Below are 18,162 nucleotides of genomic sequence, written 5' to 3'. Positions count from 1 at the left end.
GCGTCACGCGCCCCTGGATCATCAGAACGCTGTATCGATTGCCGCAGCTGCCCGTAACGCCTTGGCGCGTGAAGCATCGATCGAGACGTCGCGAGCCAGCGCGACACCCATACGCCGCTGCCCGCTGACGCCCGGCTTGCCAAACAAACGCAGCGCCGTATCCGGCTCGGCCATAGCGGCCGCCAGATTGCCGAAGCTCACCTGATCGGACTCGCCCTCAACCAGCACCACCGCCGAAGCGGACGGACCGAACTGGCGAATTGCCGGAATCGGCAGTCCCAGAATCGCTCGCGCATGCAGGGCGAATTCGGAGAGATCCTGAGAGATCAAGGTCACCAGACCGGTATCGTGTGGCCGCGGTGAGACCTCACAGAACCAGACCTTGTCGCCTTTGACGAACAACTCGACACCGAAGATGCCGCGACCACCCAGCGCATCGGTGACGGCCAGGGCGATGCGTTCGGCCTCCGCCATCGCGCCCGGCGTCATTGGCTGGGGCTGCCACGACTCTTGATAATCGCCCTTTTCCTGCCGATGCCCGACCGGCTGGCAAAACGTCGTCCCGCCCGAATGGCGGACGGTCAGCAGCGTGATCTCGTAGTCGAAATCGACGAAGCCTTCAACGATCACTCGTCCCTTGCCGGCACGCCCGCCTGCCTGGGCGTATTCCCAAGCCGCGAGAATCTCTGACTCGTCCCGCAGAACCGACTGGCCTTTACCGGACGAGCTCATGACGGGCTTGATCAGACACGGAAACCCGAGCGCCGAAATAGCCGCGCGACATTCTTCCAGCGAATCGGCGAAGCGATAGGGCGAGGTCGGCAGCCCCAGCTCTTCAGCCGCCAGGCGGCGAATACCCTCACGATTCATGGTGAGCTGCGCGGCCCGTGCAGTCGGGATGACGTTATAGCCCTCGCCTTCCAGCTCGACCAACGTCGCGGTGGCAATCGCTTCGATTTCCGGCACGATGAAATGCGGCTTTTCCTGCTCGATAACCGCTCGCAACGCAGCGCCATCGAGCATATCGATGACATGGTGACGATGCGCCACCTGCATGGCCGGCGCATTGGCATAACGATCAACCGCTATGACCTCGACGCCCAGGCGTTGAAGCTCGATAACCAGTTCCTTGCCGAGCTCGCCGGAACCGCAAAGCAGTACACGGGTCGCGCTGGCGGACAGCGGCGTGCCTATTCGGGGCATGGGATTCCTCGTTATACGGATTGTGATGAGCGGGCCGAGGCGCACCGCACCTCGAATTAGAGCAGCAGTCCGCTGGCGCGTGCCCGGTCGTGGCAACGCAGCAGCACCTGACGCCGCTCCTGATTGTCCATACGGCTCCAGCGACGAATCTCATCGATGCTGCGCTGGCAGCCCGTGCATAAATCGTCCTCATCCAGTGCGCAGATGCTGACGCAGGGAGAAGCGACCGGCTTTTCCTCGTCGCTCAATCGTCCTGCTCCGCCAGATCACGGGCGTAACGCTGGGCGTTGTGCACGTAGTGCGCCGCGCTCGCTTCGAGCATTTTCTTCTGTTGTTCAGTCAATTCACGCACCACCTTGCCGGGTGAGCCCACCACCAGTGAACCGTCTGGAATCTCCTTTCCTTCGGCAATCAAGGTGTTGGCGCCGATGATGCAGTACTTGCCAATCTTTGCGCCATTGAGGATTACCGCGTTGATACCGACCAGGCTGTAATCACCGACGGTGCAGCCATGCAGCATGGCATTGTGTCCAACAGTGACTCCGGTACCCAATGTCAGTGGATACCCCATATCGGTGTGCATCACGCTGCCATCCTGCACGTTGCTGTTTTCGCCAAGATGGATCAGCTCGTTATCCCCGCGCAGCACCGCACCGAACCAAACGCTTGCACCAGCATCCAGGCGGATCTTGCCGACCAGCGTGGCATTTGGCGCGACCCAGCTTTGTGGATCGGCTTCAACACGGGAATCACCCAGGCGATATTTCACGGTCATGACCTCTTCTGGCTCAGATCGACGTAGGAAATGGGGGGACGGCGCATTTCGATCCCGGCGTCGTACACCAGGTTCACCAGCTCGACGATCATGATGGCCGTCAGGCCCCAGATCTTGTATTCGCCGTACCGGTACGACGGGACATACCAGGCGTCACCTTGGTAATCGATACGGTGGGTAACCTCTCGCGTGTCCTGGCAAAAGAAGTCCAGCGGCACGGAAAAGACCGAAGCGATCTCGGCATCGTTGGCGCGATATTCGACATAGTCAGGCACGACGCCGACATAAGGCGTGACATGAATGCCATGGAGCGAAACCAGGCTACTGAGCGGCCCGACGACTTCTACCATCCCCGGCGCCAACCCCACTTCTTCTTCGGCTTCGCGCAGTGCGGTATGGATCAGATTTCGATCCTCTGGATCGCGGCGTCCACCGGGGAACGCTACCTCACCGCCGTGGGTGGATAGGCCGCTGGCGCGAAGGGTCAACACCAGCTCCGGCGAATCACTACGAGTAATCGGCATCAATACCGCCGCCTCGGGCATCCGGCCTTCCGGCTCCAGGAGATGCGGGGAATAGTCACGCACCCGTTGGAGAATCTTGTCCAGCATGAAACATCTCTTTCAGTCTTTGACAGGCATCATGGCATGAATCACCGAGGCGCCCAAGACGGGCAAGGGCAAAATCCGGCAGCTCTGACTCGACGACAACGAACACAACCAAAGAGACCCAACTGTCGCTGGCAAGCTTTTCGCGGCAAACTAGATTTCAGCAATAACGCAGCCCGTCGCCCCGGGCTGTGGGAATGATCCGTATACCGAAGGAAGCGCGATGAAATTCTGCAGCCAGTGCGGCGGTTCGATCACCGAGCGGGTCCCTGATGGGGATAATCGGACCCGATTTGTCTGCACATCCTGCGATACGGTTCACTATCAGAACCCACGCATCGTCGCCGGTTGTCTGCCTATATGGGAAGACCACGTATTGCTCTGCCGCCGGGCGATAGAACCGCGACGCGGTTATTGGACACTGCCGGCCGGCTTTATGGAGAACGGTGAGACCGTACAGCAGGCGGCGGAGCGGGAGACTCTGGAGGAAGCGTGCGCTCGAGTCACGGACTTGCAGCTCTACACGCTGTTCGACCTGCCACATATCAACCAGGTCTACATGTTCTTTCGCGCAGAATTGGTGGACGAACGATTCTGCGCGGGAGACGAGAGCCTCGAAGTCAGGCTTTTCCGACAGGCTGACATCCCTTGGTCAGAGCTGGCTTTTCCGACGATTGGCCGTACCCTAGAATACTTTTTCGCCGACCGGGTGCAGCAGACCTTCCCGGTGCGCAACGAAGCCATCGAAGCAATGCGAGTGGCGCGCAAACAGGTCTGATGCCGTAAGGATTCAGGAAAGCTCCAATGCGCTGGCTGTTAGCGATCTTCTGCTTCACATTTGCTGCCCTCTCACATGCTACCGCCGCGCCAGTATTCGATGATGCTTTCATCGACAAGGTGCTGGTGGTCAAGTCCGAGCGCCAGCTTCACCTCATCAGCCGCGGCGTTACCATGAAGAGCTACCGCGTGTCCCTGGGCAAGCAACCAGGTCCCAAGGAGCGTGAAGGCGACCAGCGGACACCCGAGGGGTTTTACTGGATCGACTGGCGCAAGACCTCCGACAAATACAACCTGGCGATGCACATCTCCTATCCGAACGCCAAGGACCTGGCACGGGCCAGCCGCGAAGGCGAGCGCCCGGGAAGCATGATCATGCTTCACGGCACACCGCTCGATGAAGAATATCCGGAGTGGTTTTTCCATACTCTCGACTGGACCGAGGGGTGCATCGCGCTGAAAAACGATGATATGCGCGAGATCTGGAATCTGGTGAAGAACGGTACGCTGATCGAGATCCGCCCCTGACAAATACGCGCCGAGCTTGGCACCAGGCGAGGCCGCACGTTAACGTGAAAGCCATTTCTCCTGCCATTCGGCCACCCATGACGAAGACGCCTTCAGACGAGCAGCTGCAGCTGGATAATCAGCTGTGTTTTGCCCTGTATTCCGCCTCGCTGCAGATGACCAAAGCTTATAAGCCCTTGTTGCAAAGCATCGGTCTGACCTACCCGCAATATCTGGCGATGCTCGTGCTTTGGGAGCGCGACGGGCTCACCGTCGGGGAAATCAGCGCTCGGTTGCTGACCGAGCCCGGTTCGCTGACGCCATTGCTCAAACGCCTGGAAGCCGAAGGCTTGATCAGCCGGACCCGCAGCAGCAGCGATGAACGAGTAGTCGAACTGCATCTCACTGACGCGGGGCGTGCCATGAAGCAACGCGCCCTGCACTTCCCCGACTGCATGCTCGAATGTACCGGGCAGTCACGCGATGCGCTGTTGGTGCTACGCAATCAACTTGTCGCCCTTCGCAGCGCATTGCTGAAAGGTAACTAAGCGCCGCCGGGCGCGGCGCTACCCTCGCCAGTGACTCCGCAGACGCTGCTCAAGCAGTCGCGATCGGATTTATCTTGTGCGATAAATATTATCGCGATAAGTTAAACCGCAACTGAACGCCACTCCCGAGGAAACGAAACATGCAAACCATCAAGGCCCTCTATACCGCAACCGCCACTGCCACCGGAGGTCGCGATGGCCGTGCAGCATCGTCCGACGGCCTGCTCGATCTAAAGCTCTCCACTCCCAAAGAACTCGGCGGGCAAGGCGGCGAAGGCACCAACCCGGAGCAACTGTTTGCCGCTGGCTACTCAGCCTGCTTTATTGGCGCGCTGAAGTTCGCCGCTAGCCAGTTGAAACAGCAACTGCCGATCGATACAGCGGTCACCGGCCAGGTGGGCATCGGTCAGATTCCCGGCGGATTCGGGCTCGAAGTCCAGTTGAACGTCAGCCTGCCAGGTCTTGAGCGATCAGCTGCCGAGCAACTGACCGAAGCCGCTCACCAGGTATGCCCCTACTCCAACGCCACCCGCGGAAATATCGAGGTTCGCCTGAATGTCGCTGTCTAAGCCGGTTCACGTCTGACGCGCACAAAAAACCCGAGTGGCCAGTGGCGACTCGGGTTTGTTCGTAACGCACCAATCAGAACTGCAAATCGGACAGCCGCCACACCTCGAATGCGGGCGTCTCGTACGGGTGGGTACGCTTGAGTGCCTTGACGCTGTCATGAATCAGCTCGTCAGCCACCACCAATTCAACCTTCCATTCCGACAACGAGTGCACCTGGCCAAGTTGCCCAAGGAATGGCTTGCTGCCCTCCAGCGGGCGGTACTGACCGTGCCCGAGCACCTGCCAGCAGCAACTGTCGTATGCACCGATGCGCCCGGCACCGGCAGCGAAGACTGCCTTCTTGACTGCGTCCAGGTGGCTTTCCGGAACATAGAAACACAGCTTGTACATCAACGTCTCCGCAAGAACAGACGGCGGAGCACCTCTCCGCCGAGACAACCGATTCGCCGACCGACTCGGCATCTCTGCATTGCCGATATCAGACGTTGCCACTGATGCTTGGTTCAGCAGGCATCGTCGACCGAATCACAGTTAACAAAAAAGCCCGGGGCGCCTGTACGCCTCCGAGCTTTCCGTTCCGTCCAGGGTCAGGTCAGTCGACCCAGACTCGCGCATTACGGAACATGCGCATCCAGCCACCATCGTCCTGCCACTCGTCCGGGCGCCAGGAGTTGGTCACGGCGCGGAACACCCGCTCGGGGTGCGGCATCATGATGGTCACCCGGCCATCGCGGGTGGTCAGCCCAGTGATCCCGCGCGGTGACCCGCCCGGGTTGGCCGGATAGCGTTCGGTGACCTTGCCGTGATTGTCGATGTAGCGCAGCGCGACGGTGCCAGAGAGATCGGCTTCGAGTAGCGCTTCTTCGCTTTCGAATTCCGCGTGACCTTCGCCGTGCGCGATAGCGATAGGCAAGCGTGAACCGGCCATGCCCTGGAGGAAGATCGACGGAGAGTCCTGGACCTGGACCATGGCCACACGCGCTTCGAATTGCTCGGAGCGGTTACGCACGAAGTGTGGCCAGGACTCGCTGCCAGGCACCAGCTCATGCAGGTTGGACAGCATCTGACAGCCGTTGCAGACACCAAGTGCGAAGCTGTCCCTGCGCTCGAAGAAGGCGCTAAAGTCTTCACGGGCACGGCTGTTGAACAAGATTGATTTGGCCCAGCCTTCGCCGGCGCCGAGGACGTCGCCATAGGAGAAGCCGCCACACGCGACCAGCCCCTTGAAGCGCTCGAGGCTGATACGCCCGGACAGGATATCGCTCATGTGCACATCGACCGCGGCGAAACCGGAACGGTCGAAAGCGGCCGCCATCTCGGTTTGGCCGTTGACGCCCTGCTCGCGCAGAATCGCCACCTCGGGTCGCGCGCCACGCTTGATGTAAGGTGCGGCGATATTTTCATTGACGTCGAAGCCCAGCGTGACGCTCAAACCAGGATTATCTTCTTCCAACAGCGCGTCGAATTCCTGATCGGCACAGTCGGCGTTGTCGCGCAGACGCTGGATCTGATAACTGGTTTCGGACCACTGGCGCTGCAGCAGGCGACGATCACCGGCGAACACATCCGCGCCATCGAACCTGATCGCCACGTGGCCATTGTTGACTGGCTGCCCGATAACCGAAACGCAGTCGGCGAGGCCCGCCGCGCTGAACTGCGCGAGCACGACCTCGGTATCGCCCTGGCGCACCTGAATCAGCGCACCCAATTCCTCGTTGAACAGTGCAGCCGGGATTTGCGCCGCGCTCTCTACCAGACCATCGAGGTTGAGGTTAAGACCACAGTGTCCAGCAAAGGCCATTTCCAACGCCGTGGTCAGCAAGCCACCGTCCGAGCGATCGTGGTAGGCCAACAACAGCCCATCGACATTGAGCCCCTGGATTACTGCGAAAAACGCCTGCAGATCTTCGGCGTCATCCACGTCCGGCGCCTGACGTGCCATCTTGCCGTAGACCTGCGCCAAGATCGACGCCCCCATACGATTCTGGCCGCGGCCGAGGTCGATCAGCACCAGATCTGTTTCGCCCTTGTCCAGTCGCAGCTGGGGGGTCAGGGTATGACGTATGTCCACTACCGGCGCGAAACCGGACACGATCAGCGACAACGGCGAGGTCACACTTTTCTCGGCGCCCTCGTCAGTCCAGCGGGTCTTCATCGACATCGAGTCCTTGCCGACCGGGATGGTGATCCCCAGCTCCGGACACAACTCCATGCCCACCGCCTTGACCGTGTCGTACAGACGCGCGTCTTCACCTGGATGGCCGGCTGCGGCCATCCAGTTGGCGGACAGCTTGATATCGGAAAGCTTCTCGATCCGGGCGGCGGCCAGGTTCGTCAGGGTTTCGCCAATCGCCATGCGTCCTGATGCAGGCGCGTCGAGCAGGGCCAGCGGCGTCCGCTCGCCCATGGCCATGGCTTCACCGGTATAAACATCGTAACTGGTGGCGGTCACCGCACAGTCCGCCACCGGGACCTGCCAAGGGCCGACCATCTGATCGCGTGCCACCATGCCAGTGATGCTGCGGTCACCAATGGTGATCAGGAAGCTCTTGCTGGCCACTGCCGGATGATGCAACACACGGTCGATCGCCTCGGACAGTTCAACTTGGTCAGCTGCGAAATCATCGCCAAGCTCGGCCTCACGGACAGCGCTGCGGTGCATGCGCGGCGCCTTGCCGAGCAACACGTTGAGCGGCATATCGACCGGATCGTTGCCGAAGTGGCTGTCAGAAACGGTCAGATGCGGTTCGGCTGTGGCTTCGCCTACGACGGCGAAGGGGCAGCGCTCGCGCTTGCAGATAGCTTCGAAACGCTCGAGATCGGCGGCATCGACCGACAGCACGTAGCGCTCTTGGGATTCGTTGCACCAGATTTCATGTGGCGCCATGCCCGGCTCGTCGTTGGGGACCTTGCGCAGCTCGAAGCGCCCGCCACGACCACCGTCGTTGACCAGCTCCGGGAAGGCGTTGGAGAGGCCACCGGCGCCGACATCGTGAATGAACTTGATGGGGTTCTTGTCGCCCAGCTGCCAACAACGGTCGATGACCTCCTGGCAGCGGCGCTCCATTTCAGGGTTGTCACGCTGCACCGATGCGAAATCGAGATCCGCCGAGCTGCTGCCGGTTGCCATCGACGAGGCAGCACCGCCGCCGAGGCCGATCAGCATTGCCGGACCACCGAGCACGATCAGCTTGCCACCAACCGAAATCTCGGCCTTTTGCACGTGACCTTCACGAATATTGCCCATGCCGCCAGCGAGCATGATCGGCTTATGGTAGCCGCGAACCTCATCGCCGCGCGGGGTGCTGATCGATTGCTCGAACGTGCGGAAGTAACCGTTCAACGCCGGCCGGCCGAACTCATTGTTGAACGCCGCGCCACCCAACGGGCCTTCGATCATGATGTCCAGCGGTGTGACGATACGCTCGGGTTTGCCGTACGGGACTTCCCAAGGTTGCTCGAAGCCAGGGATGTTCAAGTTGGAAACGGTGAAGCCGGTAAGGCCCGCTTTGGGCTTGGCACCACGGCCGGTGGCACCCTCATCGCGGATTTCGCCGCCGGAGCCAGTGGCAGCACCAGGAAAGGGGGCGATCGCCGTCGGGTGGTTGTGGGTTTCCACCTTCATCAGGATATGCACCGGCTCCTGGCTGGCCGCGTATTCGCCGGTGTCGGGATTCGGATAGAAACGCCCCGCCACGTTGCCGACGATCACCGCGGCGTTGTCCTTGTAGGCGGACAGCACCCCTTCGCCATGCAGCTGGAACGTGTTCTTGATCATGCCGAACAGGGACTTGTCCTGATTCTCGCCATCGATGTCCCAACTGGCGTTGAAGATCTTGTGACGGCAATGCTCGGAATTGGCCTGGGCGAACATCATCAGTTCGATGTCATGGGGGTTGCGCCCCAACCCGGTGAAACTCGTCACCAGATAGTCGATCTCGTCTTCAGCCAGCGCTAGGCCCAGATCCACGTTGGCCTGCTCCAGCGCAGCGCGCCCGCCGCCCAGCACATCAATCGCGGTCAGTGGCTTCGGCTCGGCATGGCTGAACAGGTTCGCGGCTTCCTCGAAACGCGCGAGCACCAATTGGGTCATGCGGTCATGCAGGGCGGCGGCGATCTGTTGGGCCTCAGCGTCGGAGAAGTCCCCTGCCACGTAGTAAGCGATGCCACGCTCGAGGCGCTGAACCTTGGCGAGTCCACAATTGCGGGCGATATCGCTGGCCTTGCTCGACCAGGGGGAAATCGTTCCGAATCGCGGAATAACGAGGAACAACCGACCCGCGGGCTCCTGAACGGGAACGCTTGGACCGTACTTTAGCAGCCGGGAGAGCACGAGTTCCTCATCCGCGCCAAGCGTGCCGGATACTTCGGCGAAATGAGCGAACTCGGCGTACAACCCGCTCACGGCGGGGACCTTCGCGGTCAATTGTGCCAGGAGCTTGCCGTGACGGAAGGCGGAAAGAGCGGGAGCGCCGCGCAGGATCAACATCGTCGGAACAGCCTCGGAGGGGGGAGCAGTCGGGCCGCGTATTCTAGCCCATGACAGCGTCCGAGGCTAAGCCTGCTGCAAGCTCCACGCACGCAGGGTGGATCACGGGTCTGCAATCCACCGCTCACACGGTGGATGCGAAAGACGCCATTCACGCTCGTCTGGAATGTGCCGCTGCGCGCTTAGTGCAGTATCTGACTCAGGAACAGCTTGGTGCGCTCGTTCCTCGGATTGGTGAAGAAGGTTTCGGGATCGGCTTCTTCGACGATCTCGCCCTTATCCATGAAGATCACCCGGTCGGCTACGGTGCGAGCGAAGCCCATTTCATGGGTCACGCACAGCATGGTCATCCCGCTTTCGGCGAGGCCGACCATGGTATCCAGTACTTCCTTGACCATTTCCGGGTCCAGCGCCGAGGTGGGTTCGTCGAACAGCATGATCTTCGGCTTCATGCACAGTGCCCGAGCGATCGCGACCCGTTGCTGCTGGCCGCCCGACAGCTGTCCCGGAAACTTGTCGGCCTGCTCCGGAATCCGCACACGCTCCAAATAATGCATGGCGATTTCTTCGGCCTGACGCCGCGGTAGCTTGCGCACCCACATTGGGGCCAGGGTACAGTTCTGTAGCACCGTGAGGTGCGGGAACAGGTTGAAGTGCTGGAACACCATGCCGACTTCGCTGCGGATCGCCTCGATCTGCTTCAGATCGTTGGTCAGCTCCACGTCGTTGATCACGATCCGGCCCTGCTGATGCTCCTCGAGACGATTGAGACAGCGGATGGTGGTGGACTTGCCCGAGCCCGAAGGCCCGCATAGAACGATGCGCTCGCCCTGGGTAACGTTGAGATTGATGTCCTTGAGCACATGGAACTGGCCGAACCACTTGTGCACGCCCTGCATCTGGATGACAGGCTCACCAGCTTGCTCGGGCTGATCGGATCGCAGAGATGTTTCGTTCATGATGCTTTTCCTTAATTCCGGTGGCCGGTGTCGAGCTTGCGCTCCAGGTGCATGGAATAGCGCGACATCCCAAAGCAGAACATCCAGTAGACCAGCGCCGCGAAGACGTATCCCTCGGTCGACATACCGAGCCAGGCAGGGTCCGACGTCGCACGCTTGATGCTGTTGAGGAAGTCGAACAGGCCGATGATGATCACCAGACTGGTGTCCTTGAACAGCGCGATGAAGGTATTGACTATCCCGGGGATGACCATCTTCAGTGCCTGCGGCAGGATTACCAGCACCATGCTGCGCCAATAGCCCAGCCCCATCGCCGCGGCCGCCTCGTACTGCCCTTTGGGGATCGCCTGCAGGCCGCCACGCACCACTTCAGCGATGTATGCCGCCTCGAAGAACACCACCATCACCATGGCCCGCATCAGCTTGTCGAGATTCATCCCCTCTGGCAGAAACAGCGGCAGCATCACCGAGGACATGAAAAGCACGGTGATAAGGGGTACACCACGCCAGAACTCGATGAACGTCACGCAGAGCACACGGATCGCCGGCATGTTGGAACGCCGACCGAGCGCCAGCAGAATACCCAGCGGCAAAGCGCCAGCAATGCCCACGGCAGCGATGACGATAGTCAGCATCAACCCGCCCCAACGGCTGGTCGGCACCGTTTCCAGACCGAGGAAACCACCGTGCAACAGCCAGTAGGCAAGCAGCGGATAGATCACTAGATAGGCAATACCGTAGCGCGCCTTGTGTCGCATTTGCCTAAGGAACAGAGGCGCAGCGCCAATGATTGCGAGCCAGCCCGTCAGGTCCACCCGCCAGCGCAGCTCTGCCGGGTAGAAGCCGTACATGAACTGGCTGAAGCGTGTCTGCACGAACACCCAGCACGCCCCTTCTCGAGTGCAATCGGCTCGTGACTCGCCACTCCAATCGGCCTTGATGATTGCCCATTCAATGATGGGCGGAACGACTAACCAGATCAGGTACAACCCGACAAGCGTCAGCAGTGTGTTGATCCAGCTGGAGAACAGATTGGCCCGCATCCAGGCCACTGCACCGATATTGGTGGAAGGCGCCGGCAGGTCCGGTTTGAAAGTATGGGTCGTCATGCGCTCGTCCTTACCGCTCGATCAGCGCGATGCGCTTGTTGTACCAGTTCATCAACAGCGAAATGCTGATGCTGATGGCGAGGTACACGCTCATGGTAATGGCCATGGTTTCGATCGCCTGTCCGGTCTGGTTGAGCACCGTGCCGGCAAACAGCGAGACCATGTCCGGATAGCCGATCGCAGCCGCTAGCGACGAATTCTTCGCCAGGTTGAGGTACTGGCTCGTCAGCGGCGGAATGATCACCCGAAGTGCCTGGGGAATGATGACCAGGCGCAGCACACGGCCGGGCCGGAGCCCGAGCGACGCCGCCGCTTCGGTCTGTCCATGGCTGACCGACTGGATGCCCGCTCTTACGGTTTCACCAATGAATGCGGCGGTATAAATCGACAGCGCCAGCACGATCGACACCAGCTCAGGGATTACCACCCAACCGCCACGGATGTTGAACCGCTGCAGTTCGGGGATTTCCCATAGGAACGGCCCGCCGAAGAGCAACGAGGACAGCCCCGGCACCGCGATGAACAGTGCCAGGCTGCTCCAGAACACCGGGAAAATCTGTCCCGTGGCATGGCGTCGGGCCCGAGCCCAGCGGTTGAGCATGACGATCGCCACCAGCGCCAGGAACATCGCAATCCAGAACGGCCAGAAGCCCTCCCCCGCACTCGGTGAAGGCATTTGCACGCCACGGTTGTTGACAAAAATGATGTCCCACAAGCTCAGGCTGTCACGCGGTCCCGGCAACGGGCTGAGCACGGCGAAGTAGACGAAAAAGATCTGCAGCAGCGGCGGGATATTGCGGAATGTCTCGATATAGACAGTGGCGATCTGGCGGATCAACCAGTTCGGCGACAATCGGGCGACGCCAAGAATGAATCCGATGATAGTCGCCAGGATAATCCCGATGACGCTGACCAGAAGCGTGTTGAGCAAGCCGACCCAAAATACGCGTCCATAAGAATCGCTTTCGCTGTAGTCGATTAGATGTTGGGAGATGCCGAAACCGGCAGCGTTGTCGAGAAAACCGAAGCCTGAAGTAATGCCCCGGTGGGCAAGATTGGTCTGGGTATTGTCGAACAAAAACCAGCCGATCCCTACTACTGTGATGACGGCGATGACCTGGAACACCCAGGCACGTGCCTGCGGATCCGTGAGCAGCGAGCCGCGCGCTGCCCCCGTTTTGGCGATGGTTCGCATCAAGAAACCTCATACGGCGCTGCCGATGCGGGCGCACCGGCAACACTCATCCTTGAAACAAGGCCAGCTTCCCGCTGGCCCGGCGTGGTCAGCGCACCGGAGGTGCGTACTGCAGACCTCCATTGGTCCAAAGCGCGTTCAGTCCGCGCTCGATCTTCAGCTCGCTACCGGAACCAACGTTGCGATCGAACACCTCGCCATAATTGCCGACCTGTTTAACGATTTGCACTGCCCAATCCTTGGGCAGCTTCAGGTCCTTACCGTATTCGCCTTCCGCTCCGAGCAGACGCGCCACGTCAGGGTTCTTGGTGCTCTTGGCGGTTTCCTCGACGTTAGCAGCAGTCACGCCCAACTCCTCGGCATTGACCATCGCCAGCAACGACCAGCGCACGATATCGAACCACTCCTCGTCCCCCTGACGCACGGCCGGGCCGAGCGGTTCCTTGGAGATGACTTCGGGTAGCACGACATAGGCGTCCGGCTTGGCCAGCTTGATGCGCTGCGCGTACAACTGCGATTGGTCGGAGGTGAGCACATCGCAGCGACCGGATTCCAGCGACTTGGCGCTTTCGTCGGAGGTGTCGTAAGTGATTGGGGTGTACTTGAGGTTGTTGGCGCGGAAATAGTCGGAGAGGTTCAGTTCGGTGGTGGTCCCCGCCTGAATGCAGACTGTGGCACCGTCGAGCTCCTTAGCGCTGGATACGCCGAGCTCCTTGTTTACCAGAAAGCCCTGCCCGTCATAGTAGGTAACCCCGGTAAAGTTAAGCCCCATGGCCGCGTCCCGCGAACTGGTCCAGGTCGTGTTCCGCGAAAGCACATCGACTTCGCCCGATTGCAGAGCGGTAAAGCGTTCCTTGGCGGTCAACGGACTGAACTTGACCTTTTCTGCATCGCCGAATACCGCAGCCGCTACCGCACGGCAGACATCCACATCGATTCCTTTGTACTCGCCCTTGGCGTCAGTGTAGGAAAAGCCCGGCAGCCCGTCGCTGACGCCGCACTGCACGAAGCCCTTGCTCTTTACTGCATCCAGAGTCGCCCCTGCCTGCGCCAAGCCGCTGGTGCCCAAAAGTGTCGCGGCACCAAGCACGGCCAGTGTGGATTTAACCCTTATCATCGAAACCTCCAGTTTGCTTTTATTCTGCGGGGTCGGGGTCTTCTACAGCGTTGCCGCGGGCCAGTGACACGCGTCAACCGCTGCGGCAGAAGAACCTGACCTGAGTCTAGCCGCCGATTGATTATCGGCAACTCCTCCCGATGCGCTTGTCTGCAAGGACGCAGACGACACCGGCACATATGACGCATCGGAGCAAAGCAAGCGGCATACCAATCCTTCAGCGCGCACTCGGCGGGCCTGCCCGCTTCATTGAGAGCCCTCGTAAAGGTACTCTCGCCGCATATTGCTGCATCTACCCTTCGCGACCGCCCCAATATGAGGCGATCGCCCCAGACGGAGCCTGACATGAGTGCCCCCCTGATCATCGAACCGGAAACAACCGCCGACTCATGCGTCATCTGGCTACATGGCCTCGGCGCTGATCGTTATGACTTTCTACCTGTAGCCGAGGCTCTGCAGCAGCGGCTACTGAGGACACGCTTCGTGTTGCCCCAGGCGCCGACCCGAGCGGTGTCCATCAATGGCGGCTGGGCGATGCCAAGCTGGTACGACATCCTCGCCATGAGCCCGGCGCGGGCGATCGATCAGGCACAGCTCGAACAGTCGGCACAGACTGTGATAGCGCTGATCGAGGCGCAGCGTGATAGCGGCATCGATCCTCGACGCATCTTTTTAGCTGGCTTCTCTCAAGGCGGCGCCGTGGTCTATCACACCGCGTTCCTGCGCTGGGCCGGCCCGCTCGGTGGCGTCCTGGCCTTGTCTACCTATGCACCCACTTTCGGCGCCGATCTTGGCCTGTCGCCACTGCAGCAAAGCCTGCCGGTCCTCTGCCTGCATGGTTCGGACGACAATGTCGTTCCGTCCGCGATGGGACGTACCGCTTACGATTGCCTGGTACAAAATCAGATCGCAGCCGAGTGGCGCGAATATCCAATGGCTCACGAAGTGGTGCCGGACGAGATTCGCGACATAGGCGACTGGCTCGCTGCACGTCTCGATTGATCGGCATTACGGCGGGCGGGTCATCGAAGAAATGTGACGCCGCACGCCTGTCCGTACGGTCAAATAAGGCTACGCTTTGCATGGGTGGACACTATCTCGATGCGCCTGCTGTTGCAGCGCCCATCGCGGCCAGACGGGGCCGACCCAGCCAGTAGTCACGGGGCGCAGCGATAGTCATGACGAAGAGGTCATCCAACTGGATGTTGCGGTCATGAGGCTTGCCGAATGGCGGGCTGAAATGCAGCACCTCAAACGAGCGCGCTTGCTGGACCATGTTGACGAGCCCTGCCTGCGCTTGCTCCAGGAGGCCTTCGAGCCATGCCTGATCGCAACCGGCGATATCCTGCTTTCGCCGCTCGAGCACAACCATTACCTCTACCTAGTGCTCGATGGCGAGCTTGCCGTCCATCTCGATTCACTCGACGGTCAACCAGTACGAGCCATCGGGCCTGGGGATTGTGCGGGTGAGATCAGCTTCATGGACAACCTGCCGCCGTCAGCCTATGTCGTTGCCCTCGAACCCTCGGTGCTGCTGCGGCTGCATCGACGTTCGATGCAACTGCTCACCCGCTCGCCCAAGCTGATGCAGAACCTTGCCGAACTGCTTTGCCAGCGGGTTCGCCTGAGTGACCGGCTGATCATCAATAGCGAGCAGAACGCCAACGTCGACACCCTCACCGGATCCTTCAATAGGCGCTGGCTCGAACACATCTATAACCGCGAGAGCGCCCGCTGCGTTTTCAATAACCAACCCCTCTCCCTCCTAATGCTCGATGTCGATCGATTCAAGGACTATAACGACAAGCATGGCCACCTAGCCGGTGACCATGCCTTGTGCTTGGTTGTCGACACCTTGGGGAAATTGCTCCGTCCAACGGACAGCCTGGTGCGCTACGGTGGAGAGGAGTTCGTGATTCTGCTTCCCGATATGGCGCTGTGGGATGCGCGCGGGGTCGGCGAGCGCCTGCGCCAGAGCCTCGATGAGATCACCTCCTTCCGTTCGCCGATAGGCATCTTGCCTGGCGTGACGATTTCCATCGGTGTTGCACCGATGCAGCCCAACGACGATTTGAAAGCGCTGATCCAGGTTGCCGACCAAGCGCTTTACCAAGCCAAGGCGCAAGGACGAAACCGCGTGTGCGGCTAAGCAGGCGCAGCATGTGCAGCGCGCCCCGGGCAACCGCAGTGCCGGCCTGAGCAAGTCTTCGCCGTATCTGCTTCTTGCATTACACTGGCGGGCGAACCTTTATAGACAGAGAAGAAACCGTGCTCAAAGCACTTAAGAAAATCTTTGGCAAAGGCCCGGCAGAGCTACCTACCGCCCAGCCCGCCAGCGACACCTCGAAGCCTACCGATACGCCTGCGCAACTCGAAGCGAGAGCGGACGCACCTGCAGCAACGGAAACCAAGCCCCGCCGGGAGCGTTCACGCAAACCCGCCGCACCACCCGCGCCAGCTTGGAAACTGGAAGACTTCCAAGTCGAGCCAGCCGAGGGCAAGACCCGTTTTCACGACTTCAAGCTCGCCCCCGAGCTGATGCACGCCATCCACGATCTCGGGTTCCCTTACTGCACACCAATCCAGGCGCAGGTTCTGGGCTTCACGCTCAAAGGCAGTGATGCGATCGGTCGCGCCCAGACGGGCACCGGCAAAACCGCTGCGTTCCTAATCTCGACGATCACCCAGTTGTTGCAAACCCCACCACCCAGCGACCGCTACATGGGTGAGCCTCGCGCGCTGATCATCGCGCCGACACGCGAACTGGTGGTGCAGATTGCCAACGACGCGCTGAACCTGACCAAATACACCGGTTTGAACGTGATGAGCTTCGTCGGCGGAATGGACTTCGACAAGCAACTCAAAGCGCTGGAAAGTCGCTATTGCGACATTCTGGTTGCCACACCGGGGCGGCTACTGGATTTCAACCAGCGCGGCGAAGTGCACCTGGACATGGTCGAGGTACTGGTCCTTGATGAAGCCGACCGCATGCTCGACATGGGCTTCATTCCACAGGTTCGCCAGATCATCCGCCAAACCCCGCCGAAGAGCGAACGCCAGACGCTGCTGTTCTCCGCCACCTTCACTGAAGACGTGATGAATCTGGCCAAACAGTGGACCACTGACCCGGCGATCGTCGAAATCGAAGCGGAACATGTGGCCAGCGACACCGTCGAGCAACACGTTTACGCCGTAGCGGGCAGCGATAAATACAAACTGCTCTACAACCTGATCACTCAGAACGACTGGACCCGCGTGATGGTATTCGCCAACCGCAAGGACGAGGTTCGCCGTATCGAGGAACGCCTGACCCGCGACGGAATCAGCGCCGTACAGATGTCTGGCGACGTCCCCCAGCACAAACGTATCCGCGCATTGGAAGGCTTTCGCGAGGGCAAGATTCGCGTCATGGTCGCGACCGATGTCGCGGGCCGTGGCATTCACGTCGATGGCATCAGCCACGTAATCAATTTCACCCTGCCGGAAGTGCCTGACGATTACGTGCACCGCATCGGCCGCACCGGTCGGGCCGGCGCCACCGGAACCTCGATCAGCTTCGCCGGCGAGGATGACGCCTTTGCCTTGCCGGCGATCGAAACATTGCTAGGACGCAAGATCAGCTGTGAGATGCCTCCAGCCGAACTTCTGGCTCCCGTCCCGCCCAAGCGTTAGACGCCAATAGCCCTAACTATGGCAGTAAAAAAGGCGAAGCCACTGATGGCTTCGCCTTTTTTATTGCCTTGCGCAATCGCCGTTCAAACCCGCCACATGTTTCTGAACCCAATCAGTGCTGTCCGGCGAATGCCTTAGCTGAAATAAGTCGTGTACTTCATTAGCTTGGCTGACCCACTACGACTGATCCCACCGCTGCGCCGCAGCCTGATCGCTGCAGCGGCCTTCGACCCAACGCGGGCCTGACGGGGTGTCTTCTTTCTTCCAGAACGGCGCGCGGGTTTTCAAGTAATCCATCACGAATCGGCAGCCATCGAACGCCGCCTCACGATGGGCGCTGGCGGCGCCGACGAAGACGATTGGCTCCCCCGGCTCGAGTCGTCCGACCCGGTGCAGAATCTCCAGCTTGAGCAAAGGCCAACGTGCGGCTGCCTCCTCAATGATCTTCAGCAATGCCTTCTCCGTCATTCCGGGCGCGTGCTCGAGAAACATCCCTGCTACGTCCTGGCCATCGTTGAAATCGCGGACGTAACCGACAAATCCAGTCACTGCACCGATACCGAGGTTCGACGCATGTAACGCGTTGAGTTCGGCGCCTGGGTCGAAAGGGGTCTGCTGTACACGCACGCCCAT

Annotated in this window: 18 protein-coding genes; 7 read left to right on the top strand and 11 right to left on the bottom strand. The window is 60.3% G+C overall.

Going from position 1 to position 18,162, the window contains the following annotated elements; translation table 11 throughout:
- Positions 1 to 21 precede the first annotated feature (21 nt).
- Genes purT through ACL0K2_RS18440 form a run of 4 tightly spaced genes read right to left on the bottom strand, consistent with a single transcriptional unit; the run spans position 22 to position 2,589 of the window.
- Positions 22 to 1,203: a formate-dependent phosphoribosylglycinamide formyltransferase gene (gene purT, locus ACL0K2_RS18455; protein WP_045160965.1), complete on the bottom strand. Its 1,182-nt coding sequence runs from the start codon at positions 1,201 to 1,203 to the stop codon at positions 22 to 24.
- A 56-nt stretch (positions 1,204 to 1,259) separates the two neighbouring features.
- The gene (locus tag ACL0K2_RS18450; RefSeq protein ID WP_045160964.1) at positions 1,260 to 1,451 is read right to left on the bottom strand and encodes a DUF1289 domain-containing protein; all 192 of its coding nucleotides are present in this window, start codon (positions 1,449 to 1,451) and stop codon (positions 1,260 to 1,262) included.
- A complete protein-coding gene (locus tag ACL0K2_RS18445) occupies positions 1,448 to 1,972 on the bottom strand; it encodes a gamma carbonic anhydrase family protein (RefSeq protein ID WP_045161105.1) in 525 nt (174 codons plus the stop codon). The genes ACL0K2_RS18450 and ACL0K2_RS18445 overlap by 4 nt, the downstream gene beginning before the upstream one ends.
- A gap of 2 nt (positions 1,973 to 1,974) precedes the next feature.
- Positions 1,975 to 2,589 carry a CoA pyrophosphatase gene (locus tag ACL0K2_RS18440; protein ID WP_239610821.1) on the bottom strand — a complete coding sequence of 205 codons (615 nt, stop codon included), beginning with the start codon at positions 2,587 to 2,589 and terminating at the stop codon, positions 1,975 to 1,977.
- A 220-nt stretch (positions 2,590 to 2,809) separates the two neighbouring features.
- Here ACL0K2_RS18440 and ACL0K2_RS18435 point away from each other — a divergent pair, with 220 nt between their 5' ends.
- The 4 genes from ACL0K2_RS18435 (at position 2,810) to ACL0K2_RS18420 (ending at position 4,987) form a co-directional block, all read left to right on the top strand.
- Entirely contained in the window at positions 2,810 to 3,364 is a 555-nt protein-coding gene (locus ACL0K2_RS18435; RefSeq protein WP_045160962.1) for an NUDIX hydrolase, read from the top strand.
- Positions 3,365 to 3,390: 26 nt separating this feature from the next.
- Positions 3,391 to 3,891, top strand: coding sequence for a L,D-transpeptidase family protein (locus ACL0K2_RS18430; RefSeq protein WP_045160961.1), 501 nt, complete (start codon positions 3,391 to 3,393; stop codon positions 3,889 to 3,891).
- Positions 3,892 to 3,968: 77 nt separating this feature from the next.
- Positions 3,969 to 4,418, top strand: a complete 450-nt coding sequence (locus ACL0K2_RS18425; protein ID WP_045160960.1) for a MarR family winged helix-turn-helix transcriptional regulator — start codon at positions 3,969 to 3,971, stop codon at positions 4,416 to 4,418.
- 140 nt (positions 4,419 to 4,558) lie between these two features.
- Positions 4,559 to 4,987, top strand: a complete 429-nt coding sequence (locus ACL0K2_RS18420; protein ID WP_045160959.1) for an organic hydroperoxide resistance protein — start codon at positions 4,559 to 4,561, stop codon at positions 4,985 to 4,987.
- A 73-nt stretch (positions 4,988 to 5,060) separates the two neighbouring features.
- On the opposite strand, the gene ACL0K2_RS18415 is transcribed toward ACL0K2_RS18420, so the two are convergent.
- The 6 genes from ACL0K2_RS18415 to ACL0K2_RS18390 form a co-directional block, all read right to left on the bottom strand.
- Positions 5,061 to 5,378 (bottom strand): YqfO family protein, encoded by a 318-nt coding sequence (locus tag ACL0K2_RS18415; protein WP_045160958.1) that lies wholly within the window; start codon positions 5,376 to 5,378, stop codon positions 5,061 to 5,063.
- A gap of 202 nt (positions 5,379 to 5,580) precedes the next feature.
- The gene (purL, locus tag ACL0K2_RS18410; RefSeq protein WP_239610823.1) at positions 5,581 to 9,477 is read right to left on the bottom strand and encodes a phosphoribosylformylglycinamidine synthase; all 3,897 of its coding nucleotides are present in this window, start codon (positions 9,475 to 9,477) and stop codon (positions 5,581 to 5,583) included.
- 182 nt (positions 9,478 to 9,659) lie between these two features.
- On the bottom strand, positions 9,660 to 10,436 hold the full coding sequence (locus tag ACL0K2_RS18405; RefSeq protein ID WP_045160956.1) for an amino acid ABC transporter ATP-binding protein: 777 nt from the start codon (positions 10,434 to 10,436) through the stop codon (positions 9,660 to 9,662).
- A gap of 11 nt (positions 10,437 to 10,447) precedes the next feature.
- Positions 10,448 to 11,545 carry an amino acid ABC transporter permease gene (locus ACL0K2_RS18400; protein WP_413043186.1) on the bottom strand — a complete coding sequence of 366 codons (1,098 nt, stop codon included), beginning with the start codon at positions 11,543 to 11,545 and terminating at the stop codon, positions 10,448 to 10,450.
- Positions 11,546 to 11,555: 10 nt separating this feature from the next.
- A complete protein-coding gene (locus ACL0K2_RS18395; RefSeq protein WP_239610825.1) occupies positions 11,556 to 12,740 on the bottom strand; it encodes an amino acid ABC transporter permease in 1,185 nt (394 codons plus the stop codon).
- A gap of 88 nt (positions 12,741 to 12,828) precedes the next feature.
- Complete coding sequence (locus tag ACL0K2_RS18390; RefSeq protein WP_045160953.1) at positions 12,829 to 13,857, bottom strand: amino acid ABC transporter substrate-binding protein; 1,029 nt, start codon at positions 13,855 to 13,857, stop codon at positions 12,829 to 12,831.
- 345 nt (positions 13,858 to 14,202) lie between these two features.
- Between ACL0K2_RS18390 and ACL0K2_RS18385 the strand changes: the two genes are divergently transcribed.
- The 3 genes from ACL0K2_RS18385 (at position 14,203) to rhlB (ending at position 17,529) form a co-directional block, all read left to right on the top strand.
- Entirely contained in the window at positions 14,203 to 14,859 is a 657-nt protein-coding gene (locus ACL0K2_RS18385; protein WP_045160952.1) for an alpha/beta hydrolase, read from the top strand.
- Positions 14,860 to 15,070: 211 nt separating this feature from the next.
- Positions 15,071 to 16,006 carry a GGDEF domain-containing protein gene (locus ACL0K2_RS18380; RefSeq protein ID WP_045160951.1) on the top strand — a complete coding sequence of 312 codons (936 nt, stop codon included), beginning with the start codon at positions 15,071 to 15,073 and terminating at the stop codon, positions 16,004 to 16,006.
- Between the two features lie 119 nt (positions 16,007 to 16,125).
- Positions 16,126 to 17,529, top strand: a complete 1,404-nt coding sequence (rhlB, locus tag ACL0K2_RS18375) for an ATP-dependent RNA helicase RhlB (RefSeq protein WP_045160950.1) — start codon at positions 16,126 to 16,128, stop codon at positions 17,527 to 17,529.
- A gap of 177 nt (positions 17,530 to 17,706) precedes the next feature.
- On the opposite strand, the gene moaE is transcribed toward rhlB, so the two are convergent.
- Complete coding sequence (gene moaE / locus ACL0K2_RS18370) at positions 17,707 to 18,162, bottom strand: molybdopterin synthase catalytic subunit MoaE (RefSeq protein WP_045160949.1); 456 nt, start codon at positions 18,160 to 18,162, stop codon at positions 17,707 to 17,709.

This window comes from Pseudomonas sp. YJ42, assembly GCF_047225135.1.
Lineage (GTDB): Bacteria > Pseudomonadota > Gammaproteobacteria > Pseudomonadales > Pseudomonadaceae > Stutzerimonas > Stutzerimonas stutzeri_E.
This window is presented reverse-complemented; position numbering and strand designations above follow the sequence as displayed.

Coding starts and splice junctions, on each gene's coding strand:
- purT (WP_045160965.1), bottom strand. CDS start 1,203: ATGCCCCGAATAGGCACGCCGCTGTCCGCCAGCGCGACCCGTGTACTG.
- ACL0K2_RS18440 (WP_239610821.1), bottom strand. CDS start 2,589: ATGCTGGACAAGATTCTCCAACGGGTGCGTGACTATTCCCCGCATCTC.
- ACL0K2_RS18435 (WP_045160962.1), top strand. CDS start 2,810: ATGAAATTCTGCAGCCAGTGCGGCGGTTCGATCACCGAGCGGGTCCCT.
- ACL0K2_RS18430 (WP_045160961.1), top strand. CDS start 3,391: ATGCGCTGGCTGTTAGCGATCTTCTGCTTCACATTTGCTGCCCTCTCA.
- ACL0K2_RS18425 (WP_045160960.1), top strand. CDS start 3,969: ATGACGAAGACGCCTTCAGACGAGCAGCTGCAGCTGGATAATCAGCTG.
- ACL0K2_RS18420 (WP_045160959.1), top strand. CDS start 4,559: ATGCAAACCATCAAGGCCCTCTATACCGCAACCGCCACTGCCACCGGA.
- ACL0K2_RS18415 (WP_045160958.1), bottom strand. CDS start 5,378: ATGTACAAGCTGTGTTTCTATGTTCCGGAAAGCCACCTGGACGCAGTC.
- purL (WP_239610823.1), bottom strand. CDS start 9,477: ATGTTGATCCTGCGCGGCGCTCCCGCTCTTTCCGCCTTCCGTCACGGC.
- ACL0K2_RS18405 (WP_045160956.1), bottom strand. CDS start 10,436: ATGAACGAAACATCTCTGCGATCCGATCAGCCCGAGCAAGCTGGTGAG.
- ACL0K2_RS18400 (WP_413043186.1), bottom strand. CDS start 11,545: ATGACGACCCATACTTTCAAACCGGACCTGCCGGCGCCTTCCACCAAT.
- ACL0K2_RS18395 (WP_239610825.1), bottom strand. CDS start 12,740: ATGCGAACCATCGCCAAAACGGGGGCAGCGCGCGGCTCGCTGCTCACG.
- ACL0K2_RS18390 (WP_045160953.1), bottom strand. CDS start 13,857: ATGATAAGGGTTAAATCCACACTGGCCGTGCTTGGTGCCGCGACACTT.
- ACL0K2_RS18385 (WP_045160952.1), top strand. CDS start 14,203: ATGAGTGCCCCCCTGATCATCGAACCGGAAACAACCGCCGACTCATGC.
- ACL0K2_RS18380 (WP_045160951.1), top strand. CDS start 15,071: ATGAGGCTTGCCGAATGGCGGGCTGAAATGCAGCACCTCAAACGAGCG.
- moaE (WP_045160949.1), bottom strand. CDS start 18,162: ATGGGCGTGCGTGTACAGCAGACCCCTTTCGACCCAGGCGCCGAACTC.